This is a genomic window from Echinicola arenosa (assembly GCF_014841125.1).
In the GTDB taxonomy this organism is placed as follows: Bacteria; Bacteroidota; Bacteroidia; order Cytophagales; family Cyclobacteriaceae; genus Echinicola; species Echinicola arenosa.
Map to the genome: position 1 here is coordinate 987,911 of NZ_JACYTQ010000001.1, position 24,503 is coordinate 1,012,413.

A 24,503-nucleotide genomic window follows, 5' to 3' on the forward strand; every position below is an offset into this window, starting at 1 on the left:
CAACGACTGGATACTTGTTTTAGTTTAATGTGAATAGTAAGGACTGATCATTAAGTAAACAATCACCCCACTAATGGTGACATAGAGCCAAATAGGATAAGCATACCGTACAATTTTCCGATGCTTCTCCACCATACCTTTGGTGCCATAATAATACGCCAAAAGAATAGGAAACAATGCTACCGCAGCCAATACAATATGTGTGAGCAAAATAACAAAGTAAACCGTTCGTAACAAACCCTCCCCACCAAAGCTTGTGCTTTCAGCAGATGCATGGTAAATCACATAAGAAACCAAGAATATAGCCCCTAAGCCAAAAGCTGTCGTCATGCAAATCCTATGATAACTGATCTTCTTATTTTTGATAAAGACCAGCCCAGCAATCAATGCTAAGCTAGCAGTAAAGTTAATAATTGCATTGAGATGTGGTAGAAAATAAACCCATTCACTGGCCAGATCAAGCTTAGAAGGCATAAATAACAATATCGCTACCACCACTGGAATTATAATAGATATGATGGTAATTACTCTATAAACCCCTTTTTCCTCTTTTGGGGATGAAATGCTATTCTTTTCCATGTAATAATATTTTAGTCTCTAAAATCAGCAAGTCCACATCCTCTCGATTGGTGCCACTATAGTACCCCCTAATCCTTCCTTCCTCGTCTATAAGCGCCAATTTATCACTATGAACAAAGTCTTCTGCTACACCTTCTCCATCAACAGTAGGCAAAATAAAGCCACAACGGGCCAAATCATAAACTTCCTGTTTGGGACCATTAAGAAAAAACCATTTATCAGGTCTCGCAGCATGAAGCTCTGCATATTCGGAAAGCACTTTGGGGGTGTCGTAATCCGGATCTATACTTATCGAATAAAGCTGCACCTTACTTTCGTTACGAAAAGCATCCTGAACCCTCTCCATTTCCAGTGACATAACAGGACAAATGCTAGGACAGGTGGAAAAGAAAAAGTCAACTACAGTCACTTTACCTTCCATATCAGCTCTACCCACTACGCTACTGTCCTGAGCTACAAAACTAAACTCTGGAATATAATGCTGCCCTTCAGAATTAAAGTTACAATCCCCAAAAGGATCCTCTACCCCTTTTTCATAAAGTACAGGAATATCATATTCATTTTCTCCAAAATTCCGAAGAAACAACACAATCAGCACAGGCACCATCAAGATACAGATGAGCACCATAATCTGTAATACTCTTACCACTTTCATATCTCCTCTACAAACAAAAAAGTAGGTTGGAAGCATTCCTTCCAACCTACTTTTATTGTAAATATTTTATGGATTTTTTACCATCTATACATAAAGATGTCAGCACCTTCTTTAGATAGCGCTATTAGCAACCAAACCAAAAAGATCAAAGGAAGCATAATAGACCAAAACAAGGTCTTTGACTCATCTTTCAAGTGCATGAATTCCATCATGATATAGGCTGCTTTCACCAAGGTAAGTCCAATGAATATGGCGAACAATAACATTCCCCTTTCCATGGTAAAAGCCAACAAGAATTCTACGGAAGTGATCACCAAAAGGATCAAAGCTGTCTTCCATATTTTCTTGATCTTCTCTTTATTGCGAGGCAATACCTCCAATGTACTGTTATTTTCGTGTAATGACATAGCTATTGAATATTATTGTTAGTTAGACAAGGTAGTAGAAGGTAAATACAAATACCCACACCAAATCTACAAAGTGCCAGTATAGACCAATTTTTTCAATCATTTCGTAGTGACCTCTTCTTTCGTAGATACCTACAGCTGCCTGATAAAAAGCCAAGAAAAGTAGCACTACACCAATGGTTACGTGGAATCCGTGGAAACCAGTAATGAAGAAGAACAACTGTGCAAAAGGAGCCGGACCATATTCATTGACATGCAAGTTAGCCCCGAAAACTACTTCTTTCACGGTTTCGCCAAATGTATTGACATAAGTCATCATTGTACCTGCATCAGTTCCATGGATAAAGTGAGACCATTCCCAAGCCTGACAGCTCAAGAAAGTAATTCCACCTAGCATGGTCCAAAGCATCCACTTCACGACATCCTGTCTATCATTTCTATGACCTGCCTCTACTGCCAATACCATCGTAACAGAAGACATAATCAAGATAAATGTCATGATACCTACAAATACCAAGGGAGCATGAACACCATGCAGAAATGGCACGGCATTGAAAATCATTTCTGGAATAGGCCAGTACTCATTAGAACTGACAAAATCATGAACAGGGCCTTCAAAGGCTGGATAACTTACTCTGATCGCACCATAAGTGATCAAGAAAGCAGCAAAAGTAAAGATGTCGGAAAGAAGGAAAAACCACATCATGAGCTTTCCGTAGCTGGCCTTTAAAGGCTCATTTCCACCACCCCAGGTTCCTCTCTTGGAGTTGATTTCAATTGCAGTCGATGACATATAATCTAGATTTTAACTTAATATTCTTAATGATTCAATAATAAAAACACAAATAGATAGATCCAGAGCCCACCCAGAAAGTGCCAATAAGTAGCACACATTTCCATGGTATTCATCCTCTGGGAATGAATTTTATATCTAAAGGACGAAATTAATACAATAATTAGAAATATCACACCGCTTATCAAGTGCGCTGCGTGCAATCCTGTCAGTACATACATAAATGAACCTGCTGGATTCCCCACAAAATAAACATCTCTTTCCACCAAGGCAACCCAACTGTACCACTGACCGATCAAGAACGCTATCCCTAAAACAGTTGTGACGGACAAAGCCACTTTGAGATTGGTGAGCTGATCATTTTTTGCTGAAACGTAAGCCCAATGCAGACTGGCACTGCTCAGTAAAATAATACCTGAGGTAAACCAAAGTATTTGAGGCAAATCATAATCTAACCAATTTCCTTCTCCCTGCCTTACAATAAATGCACTGGTTAAAGCTGCAAATATCATGACCACACTCACGATAAATAACCACAAGGCAAACTTCTTCGGGTGCATGGCAATAGGTTGCTCCGCCTCCTCTATGTATGCTAACTTCTCTTCCATTATGGTATTTTATCTAATAAATAAGCAATCTGCACTATTGGCAGGTACAGGAATGAGCCGAACATTATTTTCAGTGCTGACTTTCTGGAACAATCTCTCATTAAAGAAAAAGTTTGTGCCAAAAACAAAGATCCGCAAACGGTAGCTACAATTCCTGAATTCAAACCTGTCAAACCAAAATAACTTGGCAATAAACCCAAAGGCAATAAAAACAGGGTATATATCATAATTTGGATCGCCGTATTCAAATCCTTTCTACCTCCTGAAGGAAGCAACTTGAATCCAGCTTTTTTATAATCCTCATCACTTACCCAAGCAATAGCCCAAAAATGTGGGAATTGCCAGATAAATTGAATACCGAAGATAATCAAGGCCTCATAGGTAATGGCTCCAGTGGCAGCGGTCCATCCCAGCAACGGAGGCATGGCCCCAGGAATAGCTCCTACAAATACAGCTATTGGACCCACTCTCTTTAGAGGAGTGTAAACAAAAGCATAAAGGATCATGCTCAGCACGCCCAAACCTGTAGTAAGAGGGTTGGTGAAGAACCATAAGACACTAATCCCTATCAAAGCCAAAACTACGGCAAACCAATACGCTTCATTGACAGAGATAATGTTCAATGGAAGAGGTCTGTTTTGTGTCCTCTTCATCAATTTATCATAATCTCTCTCCAAAATCTCATTGGCAGCTCCAGAAGCTCCACTGATCAGAAAACCTCCGACCATCAAAGCAAAGAACTTTCCCCAAGAAAACATTACGCCACTGTCTCCCAAAACAAATCCGAAAACAGCAGAGAAGGTAACCAAAGCAGAAAGCCGGAACTTAATCAGTTCATAATAAGCTTTACTTCGAATGATTATACTCTCTATGAAGGACGCTTCAGATAAATTAACTGTCCTCATGATTTGGATGTATTTAACACTACTTTCTTTTGATCTCTCAATTGTAATAAGACCACAAATTGCACCCCGATGATCAAGGATCCCACCAATAAGTGGACAGGCTGCAAGAAGGCTGGAATACCAAAGTAGGCCATTCCAGCTCCTGTGATGATTTCAAAAAAGATCAAAACCACCATTATTTGTGACCATTTCAATATACTTGACTTCCGATAAGAAAGCCTATATACTTTATAAATAAACCAAAGGTGAATGCCCAATAAGAGTAAAGAGAATGATCTGTGAATAAGGAAATCTATTCCCAAATGATCAATCCACTCTGCCCGGAAAAGGTTACCAAATTTCATGGCCACCATATCCACCTGCTCTCTTACCTGTGTTCCCCAGACAACTTGTAACATCATCAGTACAAAACCAATGACTAATACTACAAACAAATGAGAAGGCTTATCAGTCTTCAGCTTTATAACATGATTCAGTTTGTATGCCCTATAGTGAACATAAAGCAATAAACATACAATCAATAAAGCCAAAATCATGTGTACCGTAATCATCCAGTGAAGGAGATTGGTCGATACCACTATGGAACCAATCCAGCCTTGGAAAATAACCAACACCAAATTCAGGAAAGAAAGAAGAGGCAGTAACTTATCTTCATTTCGCAATTTCCATGAATATAGGAAAGTGGCTATCACCAATAAGCCAATAATCGCTCCGGTAAGCCTATTCAAGTATTCGATCCAGGTCTTTGTCGCATTAAACTCACCTTCGATAAGTATTGCTTTATCATGCTTGATTTCCTCAGCCTTCTCATGGAAGCCCAAGGCATGAAGCATTTTGACAAACCTTTCGTTTTTCTCTAACCTTTTGTTGAGATAAACTTCTTGATAATTTTCGGGAAGTTGACTGACATCCGTTGGAGGCACCCAACACCCGAAGCATTTTGGCCAGTCTGGGCATCCCATTCCGGAACCGGAACTGCGAACAATCCCTCCGACCAAAATCAAGAAATAAACAGCGATCACAGTGATCAAACTGACCCTGCGAAAGCTGCTAATATTTTTAAGCGTCTTTTGATTCATTAGCTACAAGGACATCTCCACCCTCTTCGGCCATGATTTCTTTCTCCAATTTCACTTGCTCTGCTTCGTGAGGCAAGTTAGACTCTGGAGTTGAAGACAATGGCACAGTTTGAGGTATGAAGTCATCTTTTGCACCTGGCTTAGAGTAATCATATGGCCATCTGTAAACCGTTGGGATTTCTCCAGGCCAGTTACCATGCCCAGGCTCCACCGGAGTAGTCCACTCCAAAGTGTTGGATTTCCATGGGTTTTGAGGTGCTCTTCTTCCTCTGTACATGCTGTAGAAGAAGTTGAACAAGAAAATAAACTGAGAACCGAAAGTAATGATCGCTGCTACGGATACAAACATGTTCAAGTCTGTATACATGTCAGCAAAGTTAAAGTTCGTCCAGCTATAGTATCTTCTAGGGAATCCCGCAATACCGATGTAGTGCATTGGGAAGAACACCATATAGACTCCCACGAACGTCAACCAGAAGTGGATATAACCTAATTTGGCATCCATCATTCTTCCAAACATCTTAGGGAACCAGTGGTACACACCTGCCATCAACCCAAAGAAAGAAGCAGACCCCATTACCAAGTGGAAGTGAGCCACTACGAAATATGTATCGTGAAGCTGAATATCCACCGCAGAGTTACCCAAGAAAATACCGGTAAGACCTCCAGAGATAAAGAAAGACACCAAACCGATAGAGAAAAGCATCGCTGGCGTAAATACCAAGTTGCCTCTCCAAAGAGTAGTCAGGTAGTTAAATACTTTTACAGCTGAAGGCACCGCAATAATCAATGTCAAGAACATAAAGATAGATCCCAAGAATGGGTTCATTCCTGACACGAACATATGGTGAGCCCACACCACGAAAGACAATACAGTAATGCCCAACATGGAAAGGATCATGGCTTTGTAACCGAAGATTGGCTTTCTAGAATTGGTTGCAATTACTTCAGAAGTAATTCCTAATGCAGGAAGCAATACGATGTATACTTCTGGGTGACCTAGGAACCAGAATAAGTGCTGGAATAATACGGCACTACCTCCAGTATTTGGCAATGCCTCACCACCAATATAAATATCAGATAGGTAGAAAGAAGTACCGAAACTTCTATCAAATACCAATAACAATGCCGCAGCAAATAGTACAGGGAAAGACAATAGTCCAATCACTGCAGTCAAGAAGAATGACCAAATGGTCAAAGGAAGTCTAGAGAAAGACATTCCCTTTGTTCTCAAGTTAATGACAGTAGTGATATAGTTGATACCACCCAACAACTGAGAAGCAATAAAGAACACCATAGACACCAACCAAAGGGTCATTCCTAGACCTGAACCTGGAATGGCCTGCTGCAAAGCAGACAAAGGAGGATATATCACCCAACCACCACCAGCAGGACCAGTAGAAATAAACAAGGAAATAAACATGATCAAACCAGCCATAAAGAAGAACCAGTAAGAAAGCATGTTCATAAATCCAGAAGCCATGTCTCTAGCACCAATCTGAAGTGGAATCAAGTAATTAGAGAATGTACCACTCAGACCAGCTGTCAATACAAAGAACACCATGATGGTTCCGTGCATGGTCACCAAGGCTAAGTAAAAGTTTTGATCCAATCTTCCGCTTTCGTCGATCCATCCACCTAAAATCGGCTTAAGGAAAGTCATATCCATTTCAGGAAAACCTAACTGTAACCTAAACAGGATGGAAAGGAAACCACCGATTAGTGCCCATACAATACCGGTAACCAAAAACTGCTTACCGATCATTTTATGGTCGGTACTAAAGATATACTTAGTGATAAAATTATCACTATGTGCATGATCATCGTGATGATCATGTGCCGTAGTACCGTGTGATGATATGTTAGCTACTGCCATAATTATTTTATTATATCAATTTATATCTTATTCACCGATTTGAATCTGAGCCAACTCCTTGATCTCAGCAGGAGCGTCAGCAATCAATTCAGGGTCCATTTCAATAAATGTTTGTTGCTCAGCCATCCACTTTTGGTACTCTGCTGGCTCCACTACTTCAATCTCTCTTCTCATGGAGAAGTGACCACCACCACATACTTCAGTACAAGCCAATTCGTAAACGAATTCTTCATCCTTAAGCTCTGCTCTCATTTCAGCAGTAGTTTTGGTAGGAACAAACCAAAATCGAGTAGGCATCCCAGGAACAGCATCCATTTTCAATCTCATATGAGGAGCAAACACTGAGTGCAATACATCTCTAGATCTGATTTTGAAAAGCACAGGCTCTCCTTTAGGAATGACGATTTTCTGCGCAGGAAAATCATCCAACGAATTCTTGTCAGTGAAATCCACACCACGAGAGTTAGAAGGATTGATCAATCGGTAGTCATAGCTTCCTAACTGATTGTCCTTCCCAGGGTATCTGAATTCCCAAGCAAATTGATATCCCATTACTTCCACTACATGCGCATTTTCAGGCGCAGGAGCAGTAATGTCCGTCCAAGCTTTCCATCCCGAAACAATTAAAACAGTCAAAACCAATGCAGGGACCAAAGTCCAAATGATCTCCAACTTGTTGTTGTCTGGATAAAAAGAAGCTCTTTTATCCTCTTTGTATTGGTAAGTATAGCTGAACCAGAAAAGCAATATATGTGTGATGATAAATACCACTCCAGTAACGGCCATGGTTATCCAAAACAGCTTATCAGTCACCACTCCATGCTCAGAGGCAATCGGCAGGGTATAATTATCAAATTCTTTGATGGAATACCAAAACATCAAACCACCAGCACCCAATAAGAAAAGGATAAACAAGGCAGCGTTGATTTTGTTGCTTCCTGTAGCAGTTTTCTTGTCAGAACCTTTAACTACAGAAACCAAAGATTGTATCCTGTACACCATCCATATGATGGATACTAATATTAAAACACCTAGTGCAATAAGAAATCCCATAATTCTATCTTTTTCGGATACGTATTAAATGTGATGATGATAAGTTTCCTCCAACATTGGGTGGTTCTTAGCGATCAGGTTTTTCTTAGAAAGACCTGTCAACACAACCATAATAACCACTGATCCATACAACATAAACATGCCAATCTCCATGAAACCAACCCCACCGTTATGTCCTAAGGTACCTGGTTGAACCATCAAGAAGAAGTCAACCCAGTGGCCAATGATAATCAAAGTACAAACTACCTTTAAGAATATAGTGTGTCTTTTGGCATCTCTAGTCATCAACACCAAGAACGGCAATACGAAGTTCATGATCAAGTTAACAAAGATAAAAGCACCATATTTATCGCTGCTCAATCTTTCGATGAAGTAAACAGATTCCTCAGGAATGTTGGCGTAATAGATCAATAGGAACTGAGAGAACCACAAATAAGTCCAGAAGATGGAGAATCCAAATACAAACTTACCTAAATCGTGAAGGTGGTTTTCATTGAACATTTCCAAATAACCTCTCTCTTTCAGCATAATGGTCACCAAAGTAATAGAGGAAAGCCCTGCTACAAACCAAGAGGCAAATACATACCATCCAAAAAGTGTAGAGAACCAGTGTGTATCAATTGACATCACCCAGTCCCAAGCACTGATAGAAGAAGAAACGGCGAAGATTACCAAGAAAATAGCTGACCATTTTCTAATATTATACCAATAGCTAGTTCCCCCATTCAAATCTTCTTGGAAAGAAAGGTTCTTCAATTTGTTGAAGAAGAAGATCCACAAACCAAAGAAGATTACCATTCTTGCTACCCAGAAAATCGGGAAGCTACCTTTTGCCAAAGGCCAGTAAAAGAATCCACCTTTTCCATCAATGATTTTGTCATAATGAGCACCACCTTCTACAAAAAGATCATGATGTGTCCAGTGGAACAGATCATGTCCTGCAATAAAGTACGTTACGATCATCAAAATCGCTGCAAAAGGCAACCAGTTGCCAAAAGAGATCATTACTCTTAAGATTGCAGTAGCCCATCCAGCTTGTGCTGCATATTGAATGGCAAAGAAAAAGACACCAATAATGGCGATTCCTGCAAAATACACATTGTTAATCCAAAGATTGGCGAAGAAACGTTTAGACCAGTGGTATCCACCATGTCCTTCATCTTCATGAGCAGCTTCAGCATGATGATCACTTTCCTCTGCATGTCCAGCCTCAGCCGCATGATCGCCGTGATCAGCAGGAGCTTCTACATGTTCAGTTCCATGACCGGCCGCTTCGTGTCCGTGTTCCCCACCTCCCATAGAAGTGAAGATTCCAATGACTAACAAGATTGCTCCAATACCTCCCATCAGCATGATGGACTTCTTCAGAGCAGCCGTGAAGTCAAATTTTTGATCCAGGTTAAAATTTGTAACGTGCGCCATTATTATTGTTTCTGAATTACTTGTTTAACATAGTGAACAATCTTCCATCTTCTTTCCGGAGTGATCTGAGAAGCATGAGCTCCCATTCTACCTTTTCCGTGCGTAATTACATGGAAAATGTGTCCTTCTGTAAGGTTGATGTAAGCACCACCTGTTAGGTTAGCGACACCACCAATTACTTCGCCTACTTTACCATCACCCTGACCTGCAGGTCCATGGCATGGCAAGCAATATTGCATATAAGTATGCTCTCCCTCTTTCAATACATCCTCTGATACTTCTATAGGATTTTGAACACTGTCAGCACCAGTAAGATCTGCTACTTTCAGTCTATAAGGAAGCATTCCATATTGATTTCTAGGAACCGTGTTTGGCACTGGTTCTCTCATGTTCATGTTATGAGGATTGTGAACGTTACTGTTGTAAAATTCACCTTTACCATCTTCTCTATTGGACAACCAGCTTCCAGCTTCTTCGTTTTGAATTTGGGTAAGTGGTTCATAAGCGACAGAGTGATACATTTGAGGAGCATATTCCAGCCCCTGGTTCTCCCCTGAAGCTCCGCAAGATACTACTCCCAATGAAGCAGCAGAAAGCGCAACTAAATATATGGACTTAATAATTTTCATATCTTAAACGTTACCTATTCAAAACTTTTATTATTCACTTCTGAAGCTCCTGAAGACTGTAACACTTCTTTGATTTTAGCTTCTTCGATACTGGCATTGTTCGCAATATCAATCGCCATCACATGCTTGTCATCTGTACTTCTTAGGTCAAAAATTCTTGGTTGTCCCCATGGCTTAAGGTTACTGCTGATCATGAAAACACCCACCATTCCGAATGAAGCCAAAAGTACGGTCAATTCGAAGGTTACAGGGATAAAATCAGGAATCGGAGCGTGATCTTTACCACCAATGATCATTGGCCAGTCAACAGCCATCATCAACAACTGCATGGTCAGGGCAAGGCAAGTACCCAGCATTCCGAACAAAAAGGCAGCGATTGGCAACCTACTTCTTCTATATCCCAACACATCTTCAAGACCGTGAACAGGATAAGGGGTATATACTTCGTGAATCTTCACGCCACTATCCCTCACCTTGGTTACTGCGTCTTTTAACACATCCTCATCATCATAAATACCGAGGATAAAATTCGTATCTCTTTCCATTATTTATTTACTTTTTCAGATGAAGACTTTAATACTGATTTCACCTCAGCCATGTTGATTACCGGGAAGAACTTGGCAAATAACAAGAACAAGGTAAAGAATAAACCAAAGGTGAACAGGTAAACTCCAACATCTGCCCAAGTTGGGTAGAACATGGCCCATGAAGATGGCAAGAAGTCCCTGTGAAGTGAGGTTACAATAATTACAAATCGTTCGAACCACATACCGATGTTTACCACCAATGAAAGTGCAAAAGTAAATACAATGGAGGTTCTAATTTTCTTGAACCAGAAAAGTTGAGGTGAAATCACGTTACAAGTCATCATTGACCAGTAAGCCCACCAATATGGTCCAAAAGCACGGTTAATAAAGGCATATTGTTCAGCAGCTACTCCAGAATACCAAGCGATAAAGAATTCCGTAATATAAGCGATACCTACGATCGACCCTGTTATGATAATTACAATGTTCATCAACTCGATGTGTACCATTGTAATATAGTCTTCCAGTTTAAATACTTTCCTTGTGATGATCATCAAGGTCAATACCATGGCAAAACCAGAGAAGATCGCTCCCGCCACAAAGTAAGGAGGGAAGATCGTGGTATGCCATCCGGGGATAACTGAAGTCGCAAAGTCAAAGGATACAATAGTGTGTACAGAAAGTACAAGTGGTGTGGCCAAACCTGCCAAGATCAAAGAAACAGATTCATATCTCATCCAAGTTTTTGCAGCACCATCCCAACCAAAACTCAATGCTCCATATATGGTCTTTCTGATTCCAGTTGCTCTATCTCTGATGGTAGCAAAATCCGGGATCAAACCAATGTACCAGAATACCAACGAAACCGAGAAATAAGTAGAGATCGCAAATACGTCCCAAAGGAGTGGAGAGTTAAAGTTAACCCAAAGAGAACCAAAGACGTTAGGAAGAGGCAATGCCCAGTAAGCTCCTAACCAAGGTCTCCCCATGTGTAGTACCGGGAACATCGCTGCACAGATTACAGCGAAGATCGTCATCGCTTCTGCTGCACGGTTAATAGATGTTCTCCATTTTTGTCTGAAAAGTAAAAGTACGGCGGAAATCAAAGTACCCGCGTGACCGATACCTACCCACCATACGAAGTTGGTGATATCCCATGCCCAACCGACAGTTTTGTTCAATCCCCACATACCGATACCTTCCCAAACAGTGGCAGCCACCGCAATGAATCCCAATAACAAAACGCCTATTGATACGGCCAAACCCAAAAGCCAGCCAATTGTTGGCTTGCCTTCTACCTGTCTGGCAACGTCATGGGTAACGTCTTTGTAAGTTTTACCGCCCGTAACTAACGGCTCGCGTACGGATGAAGTAACCTGCATATCTTATAAAATTATTATTTACGCTTCTTTTTTGTCCTTATTTCTAATCTTGGTGAAGTACCACACATTTGGGCTCACGTTGATTTCCTCCAATACGTGGTAAGCTCTTTCCTCATTCACCTCTTTCACTGCTGAAGTTGTATTCTCCTTGATCTTCAACAATTGTGAAACTTGGCTATTAGGATCGTTCATATCACCGAATACCAATGCGTCAGTAGGACAAGCCACGGCACAAGCAGTAGTCACTTCTCCATCCTGTATCTTTCTTTTCTCACGCTTCGCGGCTAATTTACCCGATTGGATTCGCTGCACACACAAACTACATTTTTCCATAACCCCTCTAGCTCTAACAGTCACGTCAGGGTTAAGTACCATCTTACCAAGATCATCGTTTTGAGCCACATTGACTGTAGCGAAATCTTTATTGTCGTGGTATTTGAACCAGTTAAATCTTCTTACTTTATAAGGACAGTTGTTGGCACAATAACGAGTACCGATACATCTGTTATAAGTCATCTGGTTAAGACCTTCAGAACTGTGCGTAGTTGCAGCCACAGGACAAACGGTCTCACAAGGAGCGTTGTTACAGTGCTGGCACATCATAGGCTGGAAGGTTACTTCAGGATTATCAGAAGCTTTTTCCAAACCATCCAAATCTCCCGCCTCAGCATCTGAGCTGTAGTAACGGTCAATTCTGATCCAAGCCATCTCTCTTCTGTTCAACACCTCTTGTTTACCTACTACTGCCACATTGTTCTCCACTTGACAAGCAATAGTACAAGCTCCACAACCGATACATGAGTTCATGTCAATTGCTAAGCCCCAGTGGTGTTGGCTATACTTATGACCATTCCAAAGTGAGATTTTGGAAGGTTTTACAAACTCACCATCCTTGTAAATTTCAGGATGAACACGGCCTGCGGAAGGATCCTTTTTATATTCTGACAAAACAGACTCTTGAATCACGTTTTCACGGTTCATATAAGTTTGGTGTGTCTGCGTTTGTCCGATTTTATAACTATCAGCAGTAATCTCAATAGATACTCCTGAAGTAATGTCATAGTTTACAAAGCCTTTAGTGACATCCAACAATTGGTAAGCGTTAACACCTACGCCGTTGGCCACTCTACCAGCCTTCGTACGTCCATACCCTAGAGCCAAACCGATGGTTCCATCTGCTTGTCCAGGCTGAACCAATACAGGAACGATAAGCGACTTACCATTTACTGTAATTTTTGCTTTCTTGGTTTCCCCTTCAAACATTTTAAGACCATTTTCATTGGCCCATTTTTGAGAAACAGTCAAGTAATTATCCCAAGTAGCTTTGGTGATTGGATCGGACATCTCTTGCAACCAAGGGTTGTTTGCAAAAGTACCGTCACCCATTCCTACTTTCTGATAAATCACCAACTCTGCTCCGGTATTGGAAGCGGTATAAGCTTTCCCAACAGCAGCAGCGGCAGCATTAACATCCCCAACAGCCGTCAAATCTGCAGCTTCAGATGCCAATGGCGTAGAATATACACCGTTATATAATGCTCTATCCCAGAATTCTTGGAAAGTACTGACTTCTGATTGACCGTTGAAAAGTACTTTCCAGCTATCCTGAAGGAAATCATAATAGTTAGTGGAAACGCCAGCCCAAGTCAAGAAAGATTCTTGTGCTTGTCTGGTATCAAAAAGAGGAGAAATAGCTGGTTGGGACAAACTGTATTCTCCAGCCTTAGGATTGAAATCATTCCATGATTCCAAATAATGATGATCTGGGGCAATGTACTGAACCAAAGATGAAGTTTCATTCATGGTCTGGTTAGTAGACACTGAAACTTTTGCTTTAGCTATTGCCTGCCCTAATGTTTCACCTTGAGGATAATCATAAACTGGATTACAGTTATAGAAAATCACACCACCTACTCTTCCAGCAGCAAGGTCAGCAGTAAACTTGGCCATATTGGCGTCACTACCCTTCTTGAAGTTAGCAGATTTGGTATAGCTTATGGTCGAATTATTGCTTTCAAGTAGTTCATTGATAGCGTTTACAATCACTTGGACATTAGGGTCATTGGATCCGGAAACGACCAATGACTTTCCTTTGCTGGCCCATAATTCATTGGCTGCTTTGCTCAAGTGCTCCACCTCAACGGCTGCGGCTCTTACAGTAGCTGCTCCAGCTTTTTTGGCAATCAAATTATAAAGTGCTAAAACTGCCAACCCACTCTGAGAAGCTCTGATTGGTGTTCTATAGTCAGCATTAGCACCGGTAAGGGAAAGATTAGATTCAAACTGATAATGTCTTGACATCACCGGATGCTCTGTAGATATCTTTCTTCCTTTTGAATATCCTTTAGCAAATTCAATCGGTGAAATCCAAGTTCCTAGGAAGTCAGCACCAAAACTTACAATCACATCAGCCTTTTCGAAATGATAACTAGGAAGCACATTGGCACCATAATACATTTCATTCGCCTTGGTGATACCATAAGTAGAAGCAGCATCATAAGTAACGACCTCTGCACCTCCTACTGATTCTGAAAGCGCTTGGATAGCCTTCTCAGTTGATGGAGATAAAATGGTGTTGGTTACGATCTTAACATTGCCGGCCGATTTTAGCTTTGCGGCCACTTCCTTATCTACTGTTGCCCAGTCTGAAAGTTGGCCACCTTTATAGGGTCCAGTAAGTCTTTCTTTGTCATAAAGCGACAGCACGGAGGCTTCCACGATGGCATTTACACCACCTTGTGTGATTGGAGACAACTTGTTACCATCGATTTTAATAGGTCTACCTTCTCTGGTCTTCACCACTACAGAAGCATAATCACCTCCGCTTACAAATGTAGACGCGTAATAATTGGGTACGGAAGGGTTTACATCAGCTGGCTTGTTCACATAAGGAATAGCTTTTCTAACTGGCGCCTCACAAGCTGCCAATGATGCTGCTGCAAGACTGAAACCCATTAGTTTTAGGAAGTCTCTTCTAGAAGATCCTCCTTCTTCTTGTCCGCTTATAGGAAGGTACTCAGGAAATTCGCGATCAGCATTTTTTACAAATTCCGGATCGTTTGTCAACTGTTCTAATCCCTTCCAGTATGTCTTTTTATTTTCTTTCATTTTATATTAAAGAAAAGAATGTTCTTAAAGATTTTTCAATTAATAGTGGCACTTAGCACATTCTAGGCCTCCGATGTCCTTCACCTTAAGGGCATCTTTTGATTTAGACTCAGCGTGCAACTGTACCAACTTATCGTAGTACTCATTACCAGCAGTTTGGATGTCTGTCTTTCTGTGACAGTCAATACACCATCCCATAGTCAAGGCACTGTGCTGGCCTACTACTTCCATCTCCTCTATAGGACCGTGACAAGTTTGACATTCAATCTGGCCCACTTTCACGTGTTGCGAGTGATTGAAATATGCCAAATCAGGTAGGTTATGAACCCTTACCCACTCTATCGGCTGATCATTATCTATTGCATCGTATATTTTCTGAATCTCAGTGGATACACCTTCTTTACCCTCCACATTCTGAATGTGCATATGGCAGTTCATACAAATGTTAGGAGAAGGAATATTTGCAGACCTTCCGATCTCAACTCCAGTGTGACAGTATTGACATGGAATCTCTTTATCGCCAGCGTGTAGCTTGTGAGAGAAAGCAATAGGCTGAGTAGGCTGGTAACCTTGTTGTACACCTACTGAGAACAAGCCGTCAATTGCTGTTTTTGCTACAAGAGCTATAACTATCGCTGTGATAATGATTATGAAAGCATCACTTCTGAATACTTTCTTAAGATCTGTCTTTTGGTTGATAAACTCTTTGTCATCTTCCTCAAGAGGCTGTTTGTTCAAGTATTTGGTCAACACGGAAACAATCAGTCCCAAAACAATTAGGATCAACAATAACACAACCACTAAAACCGCTAAAATAATGGTTAGGTATTCGCTTGGAACACCTCCTGTTGCTGTTGCAGCGCCAGCAGCTCCTTCAGCGGGAGTAGCCGCAGCTTCTTCCTTACCACCAAATTCTATATAAGACAACAAGTTCATTACGTCGTCGTCACTTAAGAATTGGTGAGCAGGCATCACCGTATTGTTAAATTCCGCAAAAAGAGCAGTAGCAGTTGGATCACCGCTCTGGATCACTTTTTGTGAGTTTTTCACAAATGACTGAATCCAGGCTATATCTCTTCGGTCACTTACCCCTCTTAGCGCAGGGCCCGTGAACTTTTGATCTAGCTTGTGGCAGGTCTTACAGTTGGCGTTGAATAGTGATTCACCGGCCTTGACGGCTTCATCACTATCAGATACTTCAGGGTCAGCAGCAAAAGCATTTATTCCTATCAAAAGGAAAAAAATCAACGCCATGTTGCAAAATCTGAACGGAACACTTAATAATGAGCGTTTGATTGACATATTTATAACTCTTTAATCAGTTTATTTCACGGTTTTTAAAACTCCCCACAAATGTACTACCCAACTTCTATTTTTCAAACCCGTATAATATGCTTCAACCAAATTGTCTCAAAGTTTAAAAACCACCTATAATACTGAAAAACAGCGTTTTAAAGCCTTAACTTATTTTTGAATTTCTATTTAGAACCTTTATAAATAACTTGTTTCAAGCAATTAGTTTTATTTCAACTGTATATCGGCAGCCAATTTGCAATATCGAAGCTCACCTGATTGAAATGGTTTGACGAATTGAAATAAAAATTACTAAAATTTTAATTCAACAATTTTGGATAAAATCAGAATATCTATACATTTGCATCTCAATTCAGATGGTCGAGTGGCCGAGTGGCTAGGCAGAGGTCTGCAAAACCTTGTACAGCGGTTCGAATCCGCTCTCGACCTCACTCAAAAAGCATCCGACATGACGATGCTTTTTCTATTTTTAGCTCAATCTTCCTTAACGTTCCAGCAACAACACTCCTTTCATCCCTGTGGTTTATCGGACAACCTTGACCAAGAAGAACATTTATTCTTTCCATATTTTTCTTAAATTAATGGTCCATAAAACTTAAAAGACCAAACCATGAAATTCGGAAGTGTTGAAGATCCTTCATCCATAGATTTTACATTACCGGAAGACCATCCGGAAACAAAAAAAATCCTCAATAAATATAAATCAGACAAGCCCTTTGAAGTATATGTGGGATGCGCCAAATGGAACAGGTCTGACCTAAAGGGGTTCTACCCAAGAGGCACCAAAGACGAGCTGACTTATTACTCCAAACAATTCAACTCTATTGAGCTCAATGCTACTTTCTACAGTTCACCCAGCATAGAACAAGTAAGGACTTGGGCTGACAAAACACCTGAAGGGTTTAAATTCTTTCCTAAAATCCCTAATTCTGTCAGCCACTTCAAGCGCCTGATCAATGTTCAGGAACCTGTCATGGCCTTCGCAGATTCCATTGCCAATTTTGAAGACAAGCTGGGCATGGCATTTCTTCAAATGCATGATAATTTCAAACCAAAGGATTTTGACAGGGTAGAGAAGTTTGTCAATGAATTCCCCCCCGAAATCCCACTGGCCTTGGAATTGAGAAATGCAGAGTGGTTTGCCAATGAAGAGGTTTTGAATAAATATTGTAATCTTTTGGTTGAAAACAATCGGGCCAATATTGTTGTTGATACAGCAGGTAGGAGGGACATGCTCCATATGAGACTTACTAATGACACTGCATTTATTCGTTATGTTGGAGCCAATGCTGAGAGCGATTACAGCCGATTGGATGATTGGATGGAAAGAATCATCAGCTGGAGAGAGATGGGACTGCAAAAACTCTACTTTTTTGTACATCAAAACATTGAAAAGGAATCCCCTTTACTTTCTGCTTACCTTATCAAAAAACTGAACAAGCAATTTAATCTGGATTTAAAGATCCCCAACGAGGACCAATAGCGATTTATATCACGACTTAAATCCATATAAAAAATCAACTTACTGCAAAAACAAAAAAGCATCCGCCGTGGCGGATGCTTTTACTTTTATAGCGGAATAAGCTTACGCTTATTTTTTGTCTCCACCTTCCATTTTCTCTTTCAAAGCAGAAAGAGCATCTAGATCTCCAAGAGTAGATTTCTCCTGAGGCTCAGTACCGGCAGCTTTCTTCTTAGGAGCAGCTTTCTTAGCGGCTGGCTTAGCAGCAGGAATAGCTTCTTCTTTGAAAGTAGCAGTATGAGAAAGAACGATACGCTTATCATCCTTAGAGAATTCAGTTACTCTGAAGTCAAGAGACTCTCCAACTTCTACTTGAGAACCATCTTCTTTCTCTAGGTTTTTGATAGTAGCGAATCCTTCCAATCCGTAAGGAAGCTCTAGAACCGCACCTTTGTCGTTTTTAGAAACAACAGTACACTTGTGAACAGAACCTACTGGGAAGATACCTTCGAAAGTATCCCATGGATTCTCTTCCAATTGCTTATGACCTAGGGCCAATCTTCTGTTATCAACATCAAGTTCAAGAACGATTACTTCTAATTCATCCCCTACCTTAACGTACTCAGATGGGTGTTTGATTTTCTTGGTCCAAGAAAGGTCAGAAACGTGTACAAGACCGTCGATACCTTCTTCAAGCTCAAGGAACAATCCGAAGTTAGTCAAGTTTCTTACCACGCCTTTGTGCTTAGTGCTTACAGCGTACTTAGTCACCATGTCTTGCTTAGTCCATGGATCTTCAGTCAATTGCTTGATACCAAGAGACATTTTTCTGTCTTCCTTGTCAAGAGTAAGTACTACTGCTTCGATTTCGTCACCTACTTTAACAAAGTCAGCAGGGTTTCTCAAGTGCTGAGACCAAGACATCTCAGAAACGTGGATCAAACCTTCAACGCCTGGAGCCAATTCAAGGAATGCACCATAATCAGCAACGTTAACAATTTTACCCTTCACTTTAGAACCAACTTCCAACTCAGCAGAAAGAGAATCCCAAGGATGAGCAGTAAGCTGCTTCATACCCAAAGAAATACGTTTCTTGTCATCATCAAAGTCAAGTACCACGATCTGAACTTTGTCGTCAAGGTTAAGCACTTCTTCTGGATGGTTGATTCTGCCCCAAGAGATGTCTGTAATGTGAAGTAGACCATCTACACCACCCAAATCGATGAATACACCGAAGTTGGTCATGTTCTTGATCACACCTTCTAATACCTGACCTTTCTCTAGGTTGTTTAGGATTTCTGCTTTTTGCTTCTCTAGATCTTTCTCGATCAATACTTTGTGAGAAACAACAACGTTATCGTTAGCGTGGTTAATTTTAACCACTTTCACTTCCATTTTCTTACCTACATAAACATCAAAGTCTCTGATAGGCTTCACGTCAATTTGAGAACCTGGCAAGAAGGCTTCTACACCGTAGATATCTACGATCAAACCACCTTTGGTTCTTCTTTTCACAAGACCCTCGATCACATTATCAAATTCAAGTGCATCTTCGATGTCTTGCCATGCACGTACCATTTTGGCTTTCTTTCTAGAAAGAACCAATTGACCCAATGCATTTTCTTGCTCTTCAATGAAAAGTTCTACTTCGTCACCGATCTTAAGATCAGGAAGGTCACGGAATTCAGTTCTTGGCACCAAACCATCAGATTTAAAACCAATGTTGATGATCACATCCTTATCATTGACACCTACTACAGTACCTTTGATTACTTCCTTCTCACTGATTTCAGTCAAGGTTTGGTCATAAAGTTTTTCCATCTCTGCTCTCTCGGCAGAAGTGTAACCTTCACCAAAACCTTTGGTTTCGAACTTGTCCCAGTTAAAATCTTCTTTGTTAGACATATTAGTAAATGACTCTGACTTTCAACAGCCCTAGAGTCTTCAGGCTGAGGTTTTTAGTTATGAATTTCCCTCCTTACTTGTAAGCAAGATGAAAACCGTCCACCCGAACGGACTGCAAAGGTACTGATTTTTTAGAACATCAAACAATTTGAATTGAAAAAATTAGAATAGGATTCATGGTCACTTCTCATAAACAGCAACTGATTCTCAATACCTTACCTAGAAAGTATTTTAAGAAATTCAAAATTACCCGAAGATGCATCACTCCTTATACTTAAAAATTACCAACAAAAAATCAGTTATTTATACATCACCGGTTCGCCCCCTTTAAGGAAAACTAATTCATACAAATACTTAAAGTGGATAAAACCCCAGGACTTCAAATACTCCTCTTTTGATATCAAACCCAACCCCTTCAATCGATAATAATCCAGTATAGAACGAAATAAACGCCCATACACCAGCATTAAAACCTGAAACTATGGTGTTGGTATTATTTCAAAAACATAGAAGCCTATTAAAGTCAGTAAAATCAAATGTACTAAATTTGATAATTCAGCAAATTTTTAATTGCGTTCAAATTCCACCTAAAATTGTTCTCGGTGAACCAGGACTATCCTCAACCCCAAGCTTGCCTTAAAAATCTGAGCCAATTTCCGTGCATGACTTTTTTTATGTCAGCCTCCGAATAACCTCTTGTCTTTAACAAGCTAGGGATTTTTTGTATATCTGAAATAGTCTCCAGATCATAGGGGCATTGCTCCTTTCCAAAAGCACCATCCAAATCCGTTCCAATACCAATATGATCTGCATTTCCTGCTAGCTGGCAGATGTGATCCAAATGATCCAACATGACCTCTAAGTTGCAGCCTGTTTCCGAAGGAGTGGACTTTCCCCTCACCCAACCTGGAACCATCATCCAAGCATCCAGAGCCCCGCCAATCACCGCTCCTCTTGATACGAGTTCTTTAATTTGCTCATCACTAAACTGCCTATTGTGGTTTACCAATGCCCTACAGTTGTTGTGACTGGCCCACACATGGCCACTAAAGTGATCCATTGCTTCCCAAAAACTATCATCACAAAGGTGCGTTGCGTCTAAAATAATATTAAGACGCTCCATCTCTTTTAGAAGTTCTCGTCCCTCCTTACCCATAAAACCTATCGCATCAGTTCCCTGCGCATATCTTCCTGGACCATAGTGGGCTGGGCCAAGCGCTCTCAAGCCATAGTCATAGGCTTTTTCGAGATAGCTCAGATCAACAATCGAATCTGCCCCTTCAAGCGACAATATATACCCAACAGGCTTCTTCTCATTTGATGGCCCGTCTAGCCAATGATCAAGGTGGCGCTCAAGGCCTTCCAGATCCTTCACTTGGACCATTTCTCCAACCTCTTCCATGGCTTTATACCAAGCCAGCTGACCTTGCGTTTGTGCCCAAGCCTGAGCGGGAGAGTGCCAACCTGGCAAAGGATTATCAGCAGATACATACCTGGCTATTTGAGTAGCGACCACCAGCCCTACATTGCCTTTCCGTAATTCTGGTAATGATACGGTGGCATTTCCTCTATCTGGTTTATCATTTTGCCCTTTTTCTCGAGCATTGATTGAATCAACCGACTGTGTCAAATCCCTGTTCCATTCCAAGGCATTCATACTTAAATCCAAATGGGCATCTATGGTAAACATTTTCTTTAGTTATTGGAGCACTCGATCAAAATTGATTTCAAATTAGAGAAACAATAAATTCAGTATCAAGTCTAAATCTTCCCTAAATATTAATTTTTCTTTTTCTAGATAAGGTCTTCCAACAGCCAGTCAGACGCCCTTCCATTACGGTCAAAACTTTATCATACATCGCTACAGTCGGGCAAATATGATTAGGAATCGCATAGACTACTTGGCCTACTACCAAATAATCCTCTCCAATATCCACCACCATATGTTCTTCATGATGACTCAAAATCTTCCATTTTGGATGTTCTAAAAACCAAGTCCTGCTTTCCAAAGTCCCCTCAGAAGCAATCGACTTATATCCCAAATCCAAACAAATTAGATTCGGTGCTGGTCTGGAAATCACCCTGCAAAGCAACACTGCCGCATATTCAAACTGTTGCTCAGGCAAGGCATCATGATATCCTTTGTCCCAATAAGCAAAAGTACCAGGACTACAAATCACACCTTCCCTGTCCTTATGAACCGGAAAAGTGGGTGTACCACCTGCTATGACATTAAAATCCTTACCATACTTTTCCTTAATGGTTCTGATCAACCTGTTGACTGGCTCAAAGGCCTGGTCACACTTCTCTTTTCTCTTCTCTAAATCCAACTGCCTGATATGGCCATCATAAATATGTAATCCCATGGTGATCAAGTGACTCGTCGTTTTACAAAAGTCATACAGATCCATAGCGCCTCCATCCGGAGCGATCCCAGTCCTATTGGTGCCCACATTTAAATCAACATATATCCGAAGATATACATCGGCTTGATACGTATGATCTGATAAATGCTGAGCTTGTTCCGGACAATCTACCAAACATGAAAATTGCGTATCCTGGTAAGCCAAAACCAGCTTGATCATGCGGTTAACTTTTGGCCCCACCATTGGATAAGCGATCAGAACCTCACTGGCTCCTGCCATGGCCAGCATCTCTGCCTCGGCTATCGTCGCACATTTGAACTTAGAGATCCCATCCTCCATAAGCATGTCCACGACCTCCCTACATTTAAATGTCTTGACATGGGGCTGCAGTCTTTCAGGATCAGAGACCATGGATTTTAGCTGCTTGATATTATTCCTTACTCGTTTAGGGTAAACTAGCAAGGCCGGTGAATCTATCGTCTCTATACCTTTTACAGTATACCAATCTTGTGAGTCTTCCAACATCATCAGTGTAGTTCAAAAACGGCTTCAACCTCCACTGGAATGTTATCGGGCAGGGAACCAAATCCTACAGCACTTCTGACCCCAATACCATTTTCCTCTCCCCAAACGGCTGCAAAAAGCTCGCTACAGCCATTAATGACATATGGATGTCTCTCAAATTCAGGCACACAGTTTACCATCCCCAGTACTTTGATCACTCTCTTGACTTTATTGAGGCTCCCCAAATTAGCTCTTATGGTAGAAAGCATGGCAAGCCCAACCTGTCTGGCGGCCAATTTACCTTGTTCAATATCCAGTTCTTGCCCAATCCTCCCCATAATCAAATTCCCATCATCCTTGACGGTTCCATGGCCTGACAAATACAAATATTTACCATCTATTAAACAAGGCTTGTAAACTCCCAAAGGCTTGGGTGCGGGAGGCAAATTCAATTCTAACTTATTAAAATTCTCTTCTGCTGACATTTTACTATGTTTTATTGGTGATACCTTTTACCAGCATCTTCCATTTTCCAATTTACTTCAAACTCAAAACAATATCCAATCCAATAACATGACCCCAAATAACCCAACCACAGCTACAATGGTCTCCATCACTGACCAAGACTTGATTGTATCTTTGATGCTGACATTAAAAAACTCCTTATACATCCAAAAACCTGCATCATTAAAATGTGAAAACATCAGGCTTCCTGCACCGATGGCCAACACAACTAGATTAGGATCTACGCCAGTACCATGTATAAGCGGCGCGATGATACCGGCAGTTGTTAAGCCAGCTACGGTAGCTGAACCTACACAAACCCTGATTACCGCAGTAATCGTCCATGCCAATACCAAAGGATGAACATCCCATCCTTCTAAGGAATCCGCAATAACTTGGCTTACACCACTATCCATCAAGACTTGCTTTAATGCTCCCGCTCCTGCTATAATCAAGATGATCATTGAAACATCTTTGACGGCTACCACATAGATGTCCATCAAATCCTTCATTCCCACTTCCATCTTTAAGCCCAAAGTAAATGTAGCCACAAGGAGGGAGATCAACATTACCATGCCTGGATCAGAAACAAATATAATATAAGGATATAAGGCGTAATCTTGCGGCACTTGAAGGGTCAAAACCGTAGTGCTAATTAATAAAACTACAGGCAAAAGAGCAGAAAAGAAACTATTGAATGTTCCTGGCAATTCTTCTTTGGGCTTAGTATTGGCACGAAAAGTCTCTAGCGGATTGGAAGGAATCTTTTTTAACATTTGGGAAAATATAGGTCCTGCAACCAAAATGGTAGGCACAGCTATAATGATCCCATATAATAAGGTAAGCCCCATGTTTGCATCAAACTGTGCCACCAAGGCCGCAGGTGACGGATGAGGAGGCAAAAAACCGTGGGTCACGGACAAAGCCGCCAATAAGGGCATCCCCACAAAAACCGCTGGAAGCTTGTATTGGTAGGCAACAGTAAAAACCAAAGGCACTAATAAAACAAAACCTACATTATAAAACAACGGGATTCCAACCACCAGGCCAGTTAGCATCATGGCCCAATGGATGTATTTCTTTCCGAAAATTCTCATCAGAAAATCCGCTATCCTTTGGGCTGCTCCTCTTTCTGCTACCAATTTCCCCAACATCGCCCCCATGGTGATGATGATAATCAAATCACCTAAAAGATTACCCATTCCTTTTTGAACAGAAGCCGCAATATCCTGAGCAGGGATACCCAGCAAAAAACCAGCGGTAATGGAGGTAATCAGAAAAGCGATAAAAGGATTGATCTTTGCCCAAACAATAAGCAAAACTAAGAGCATTATGCTAAGCAGCACAAATAATATGGTCACAGATAGGTTGGATTTTGGTTAAAAAACCAATATAAAAATTAATCCGTGAAACAATGGTCTAAAT

21 protein-coding genes and 1 tRNA gene are annotated in these 24,503 nt (G+C 40.9%); 2 read left to right on the forward strand and 20 right to left on the reverse strand.

Features of this window, described 5'->3' with window-relative positions:
• Nucleotides 1–24: 24 nt before the first annotated feature.
• The 15 genes from IFO69_RS03685 to IFO69_RS03755 all read right to left on the reverse strand — a co-directional run bounded on the left by IFO69_RS03685 (nt 25) and on the right by IFO69_RS03755 (nt 16,325).
• On the reverse strand, nt 25–579 hold the full coding sequence (locus IFO69_RS03685; RefSeq protein ID WP_192008394.1) for a DUF420 domain-containing protein: 555 nt from the start codon (nt 577–579) through the stop codon (nt 25–27).
• Nucleotides 566–1,234: an SCO family protein gene (locus IFO69_RS03690; protein WP_192008969.1), complete on the reverse strand. Its 669-nt coding sequence runs from the start codon at nt 1,232–1,234 to the stop codon at nt 566–568. The genes IFO69_RS03685 and IFO69_RS03690 overlap by 14 nt, the downstream gene beginning before the upstream one ends.
• 77 nt (nt 1,235–1,311) lie before the next feature.
• On the reverse strand, nt 1,312–1,641 hold the full coding sequence (locus IFO69_RS03695) for a cytochrome C oxidase subunit IV family protein (RefSeq protein ID WP_192008396.1): 330 nt from the start codon (nt 1,639–1,641) through the stop codon (nt 1,312–1,314).
• Between the two features lie 22 nt (nt 1,642–1,663).
• Nucleotides 1,664–2,434 carry a cytochrome c oxidase subunit 3 gene (locus IFO69_RS03700; protein ID WP_192008397.1) on the reverse strand — a complete coding sequence of 257 codons (771 nt, stop codon included), beginning with the start codon at nt 2,432–2,434 and terminating at the stop codon, nt 1,664–1,666.
• A gap of 26 nt (nt 2,435–2,460) precedes the next feature.
• Nucleotides 2,461–3,042 carry a cytochrome c oxidase subunit 3 gene (locus IFO69_RS03705; protein WP_192008399.1) on the reverse strand — a complete coding sequence of 194 codons (582 nt, stop codon included), beginning with the start codon at nt 3,040–3,042 and terminating at the stop codon, nt 2,461–2,463.
• Complete coding sequence (cyoE, locus tag IFO69_RS03710; protein WP_192008408.1) at nt 3,042–3,947, reverse strand: heme o synthase; 906 nt, start codon at nt 3,945–3,947, stop codon at nt 3,042–3,044. The genes IFO69_RS03705 and cyoE overlap by 1 nt, the downstream gene beginning before the upstream one ends.
• Nucleotides 3,944–5,026, reverse strand: a complete 1,083-nt coding sequence (locus IFO69_RS03715) for a COX15/CtaA family protein (RefSeq protein WP_192008410.1) — start codon at nt 5,024–5,026, stop codon at nt 3,944–3,946. Before IFO69_RS03715 ends, cyoE begins: the two co-directional genes overlap by 4 nt.
• Complete coding sequence (locus tag IFO69_RS03720; RefSeq protein WP_192008412.1) at nt 5,007–6,902, reverse strand: cytochrome c oxidase subunit I; 1,896 nt, start codon at nt 6,900–6,902, stop codon at nt 5,007–5,009. The genes IFO69_RS03715 and IFO69_RS03720 overlap by 20 nt, the downstream gene beginning before the upstream one ends.
• A 27-nt stretch (nt 6,903–6,929) precedes the next feature.
• Nucleotides 6,930–7,958, reverse strand: a complete 1,029-nt coding sequence (locus IFO69_RS03725) for a cytochrome c oxidase subunit II (protein WP_192008970.1) — start codon at nt 7,956–7,958, stop codon at nt 6,930–6,932.
• Nucleotides 7,959–7,979: 21 nt separating this feature from the next.
• Nucleotides 7,980–9,377: a quinol:cytochrome C oxidoreductase gene (locus IFO69_RS03730; RefSeq protein ID WP_192008414.1), complete on the reverse strand. Its 1,398-nt coding sequence runs from the start codon at nt 9,375–9,377 to the stop codon at nt 7,980–7,982.
• 2 nt (nt 9,378–9,379) lie between these two features.
• A complete protein-coding gene (locus IFO69_RS03735; RefSeq protein WP_192008416.1) occupies nt 9,380–10,006 on the reverse strand; it encodes a c-type cytochrome in 627 nt (208 codons plus the stop codon).
• 14 nt (nt 10,007–10,020) lie between these two features.
• Nucleotides 10,021–10,551 carry a DUF3341 domain-containing protein gene (locus tag IFO69_RS03740; RefSeq protein ID WP_192008420.1) on the reverse strand — a complete coding sequence of 177 codons (531 nt, stop codon included), beginning with the start codon at nt 10,549–10,551 and terminating at the stop codon, nt 10,021–10,023.
• On the reverse strand, nt 10,551–11,915 hold the full coding sequence (nrfD, locus tag IFO69_RS03745) for an NrfD/PsrC family molybdoenzyme membrane anchor subunit (RefSeq protein ID WP_192008428.1): 1,365 nt from the start codon (nt 11,913–11,915) through the stop codon (nt 10,551–10,553). Before nrfD ends, IFO69_RS03740 begins: the two co-directional genes overlap by 1 nt.
• 18 nt (nt 11,916–11,933) lie before the next feature.
• The gene (locus tag IFO69_RS03750; RefSeq protein WP_192008436.1) at nt 11,934–15,023 is read right to left on the reverse strand and encodes a TAT-variant-translocated molybdopterin oxidoreductase; all 3,090 of its coding nucleotides are present in this window, start codon (nt 15,021–15,023) and stop codon (nt 11,934–11,936) included.
• Nucleotides 15,024–15,062: 39 nt separating this feature from the next.
• Nucleotides 15,063–16,325: a c-type cytochrome gene (locus tag IFO69_RS03755; RefSeq protein ID WP_192008438.1), complete on the reverse strand. Its 1,263-nt coding sequence runs from the start codon at nt 16,323–16,325 to the stop codon at nt 15,063–15,065.
• 370 nt (nt 16,326–16,695) lie between these two features.
• On the opposite strand from IFO69_RS03755, the gene IFO69_RS03760 reads away from it, so the two are divergent.
• Both IFO69_RS03760 and IFO69_RS03765 read left to right on the forward strand, forming a co-directional pair.
• A tRNA-Cys gene (locus IFO69_RS03760) sits at nt 16,696–16,766 on the forward strand.
• Between the two features lie 181 nt (nt 16,767–16,947).
• Nucleotides 16,948–17,820 carry a DUF72 domain-containing protein gene (locus tag IFO69_RS03765; RefSeq protein WP_192008440.1) on the forward strand — a complete coding sequence of 291 codons (873 nt, stop codon included), beginning with the start codon at nt 16,948–16,950 and terminating at the stop codon, nt 17,818–17,820.
• 108 nt (nt 17,821–17,928) lie between these two features.
• On the opposite strand, the gene rpsA is transcribed toward IFO69_RS03765, so the two are convergent.
• The 5 genes from rpsA to IFO69_RS03790 form a co-directional block, all read right to left on the reverse strand.
• The gene (gene rpsA / locus IFO69_RS03770) at nt 17,929–19,704 is read right to left on the reverse strand and encodes a 30S ribosomal protein S1 (protein WP_192008442.1); all 1,776 of its coding nucleotides are present in this window, start codon (nt 19,702–19,704) and stop codon (nt 17,929–17,931) included.
• 619 nt (nt 19,705–20,323) lie between these two features.
• The gene (locus IFO69_RS03775; RefSeq protein ID WP_192008444.1) at nt 20,324–21,394 is read right to left on the reverse strand and encodes a dipeptidase; all 1,071 of its coding nucleotides are present in this window, start codon (nt 21,392–21,394) and stop codon (nt 20,324–20,326) included.
• Nucleotides 21,395–21,476: 82 nt separating this feature from the next.
• A complete protein-coding gene (locus IFO69_RS03780; protein WP_225443970.1) occupies nt 21,477–22,598 on the reverse strand; it encodes a D-TA family PLP-dependent enzyme in 1,122 nt (373 codons plus the stop codon).
• A complete protein-coding gene (locus IFO69_RS03785; RefSeq protein ID WP_192008446.1) occupies nt 22,598–23,059 on the reverse strand; it encodes a RidA family protein in 462 nt (153 codons plus the stop codon). Before IFO69_RS03785 ends, IFO69_RS03780 begins: the two co-directional genes overlap by 1 nt.
• A gap of 63 nt (nt 23,060–23,122) precedes the next feature.
• Nucleotides 23,123–24,439, reverse strand: coding sequence for a gluconate:H+ symporter (locus IFO69_RS03790; RefSeq protein WP_192008448.1), 1,317 nt, complete (start codon nt 24,437–24,439; stop codon nt 23,123–23,125).
• Between the last annotated feature and the right edge of the window lie 64 nt (nt 24,440–24,503).

What these genes read in the sequence shown, in the direction of transcription:
- IFO69_RS03785 (WP_192008446.1), bottom strand. Translation starts at nt 23,059, where the DNA reads ATGTCAGCAGAAGAGAATTTTAATAAGTTAGAATTGAATTTGCCTCCC.
- rpsA (WP_192008442.1), bottom strand. Translation starts at nt 19,704, where the DNA reads ATGTCTAACAAAGAAGATTTTAACTGGGACAAGTTCGAAACCAAAGGT.
- IFO69_RS03740 (WP_192008420.1), bottom strand. Translation starts at nt 10,551, where the DNA reads ATGGAAAGAGATACGAATTTTATCCTCGGTATTTATGATGATGAGGAT.
- IFO69_RS03700 (WP_192008397.1), bottom strand. Translation starts at nt 2,434, where the DNA reads ATGTCATCGACTGCAATTGAAATCAACTCCAAGAGAGGAACCTGGGGT.
- IFO69_RS03755 (WP_192008438.1), bottom strand. Translation starts at nt 16,325, where the DNA reads ATGTCAATCAAACGCTCATTATTAAGTGTTCCGTTCAGATTTTGCAAC.
- IFO69_RS03720 (WP_192008412.1), bottom strand. Translation starts at nt 6,902, where the DNA reads ATGGCAGTAGCTAACATATCATCACACGGTACTACGGCACATGATCAT.
- IFO69_RS03775 (WP_192008444.1), bottom strand. Translation starts at nt 21,394, where the DNA reads ATGTTTACCATAGATGCCCATTTGGATTTAAGTATGAATGCCTTGGAA.
- IFO69_RS03685 (WP_192008394.1), bottom strand. Translation starts at nt 579, where the DNA reads ATGGAAAAGAATAGCATTTCATCCCCAAAAGAGGAAAAAGGGGTTTAT.
- IFO69_RS03705 (WP_192008399.1), bottom strand. Translation starts at nt 3,042, where the DNA reads ATGGAAGAGAAGTTAGCATACATAGAGGAGGCGGAGCAACCTATTGCC.
- IFO69_RS03765 (WP_192008440.1), top strand. Translation starts at nt 16,948, where the DNA reads ATGAAATTCGGAAGTGTTGAAGATCCTTCATCCATAGATTTTACATTA.
- IFO69_RS03695 (WP_192008396.1), bottom strand. Translation starts at nt 1,641, where the DNA reads ATGTCATTACACGAAAATAACAGTACATTGGAGGTATTGCCTCGCAAT.
- nrfD (WP_192008428.1), bottom strand. Translation starts at nt 11,915, where the DNA reads ATGCAGGTTACTTCATCCGTACGCGAGCCGTTAGTTACGGGCGGTAAA.
- cyoE (WP_192008408.1), bottom strand. Translation starts at nt 3,947, where the DNA reads ATGAGGACAGTTAATTTATCTGAAGCGTCCTTCATAGAGAGTATAATC.
- IFO69_RS03735 (WP_192008416.1), bottom strand. Translation starts at nt 10,006, where the DNA reads ATGAAAATTATTAAGTCCATATATTTAGTTGCGCTTTCTGCTGCTTCA.
- IFO69_RS03690 (WP_192008969.1), bottom strand. Translation starts at nt 1,234, where the DNA reads ATGAAAGTGGTAAGAGTATTACAGATTATGGTGCTCATCTGTATCTTG.
- IFO69_RS03750 (WP_192008436.1), bottom strand. Translation starts at nt 15,023, where the DNA reads ATGAAAGAAAATAAAAAGACATACTGGAAGGGATTAGAACAGTTGACA.
- IFO69_RS03780 (WP_225443970.1), bottom strand. Translation starts at nt 22,598, where the DNA reads ATGATGTTGGAAGACTCACAAGATTGGTATACTGTAAAAGGTATAGAG.
- IFO69_RS03730 (WP_192008414.1), bottom strand. Translation starts at nt 9,377, where the DNA reads ATGGCGCACGTTACAAATTTTAACCTGGATCAAAAATTTGACTTCACG.
- IFO69_RS03715 (WP_192008410.1), bottom strand. Translation starts at nt 5,026, where the DNA reads ATGAATCAAAAGACGCTTAAAAATATTAGCAGCTTTCGCAGGGTCAGT.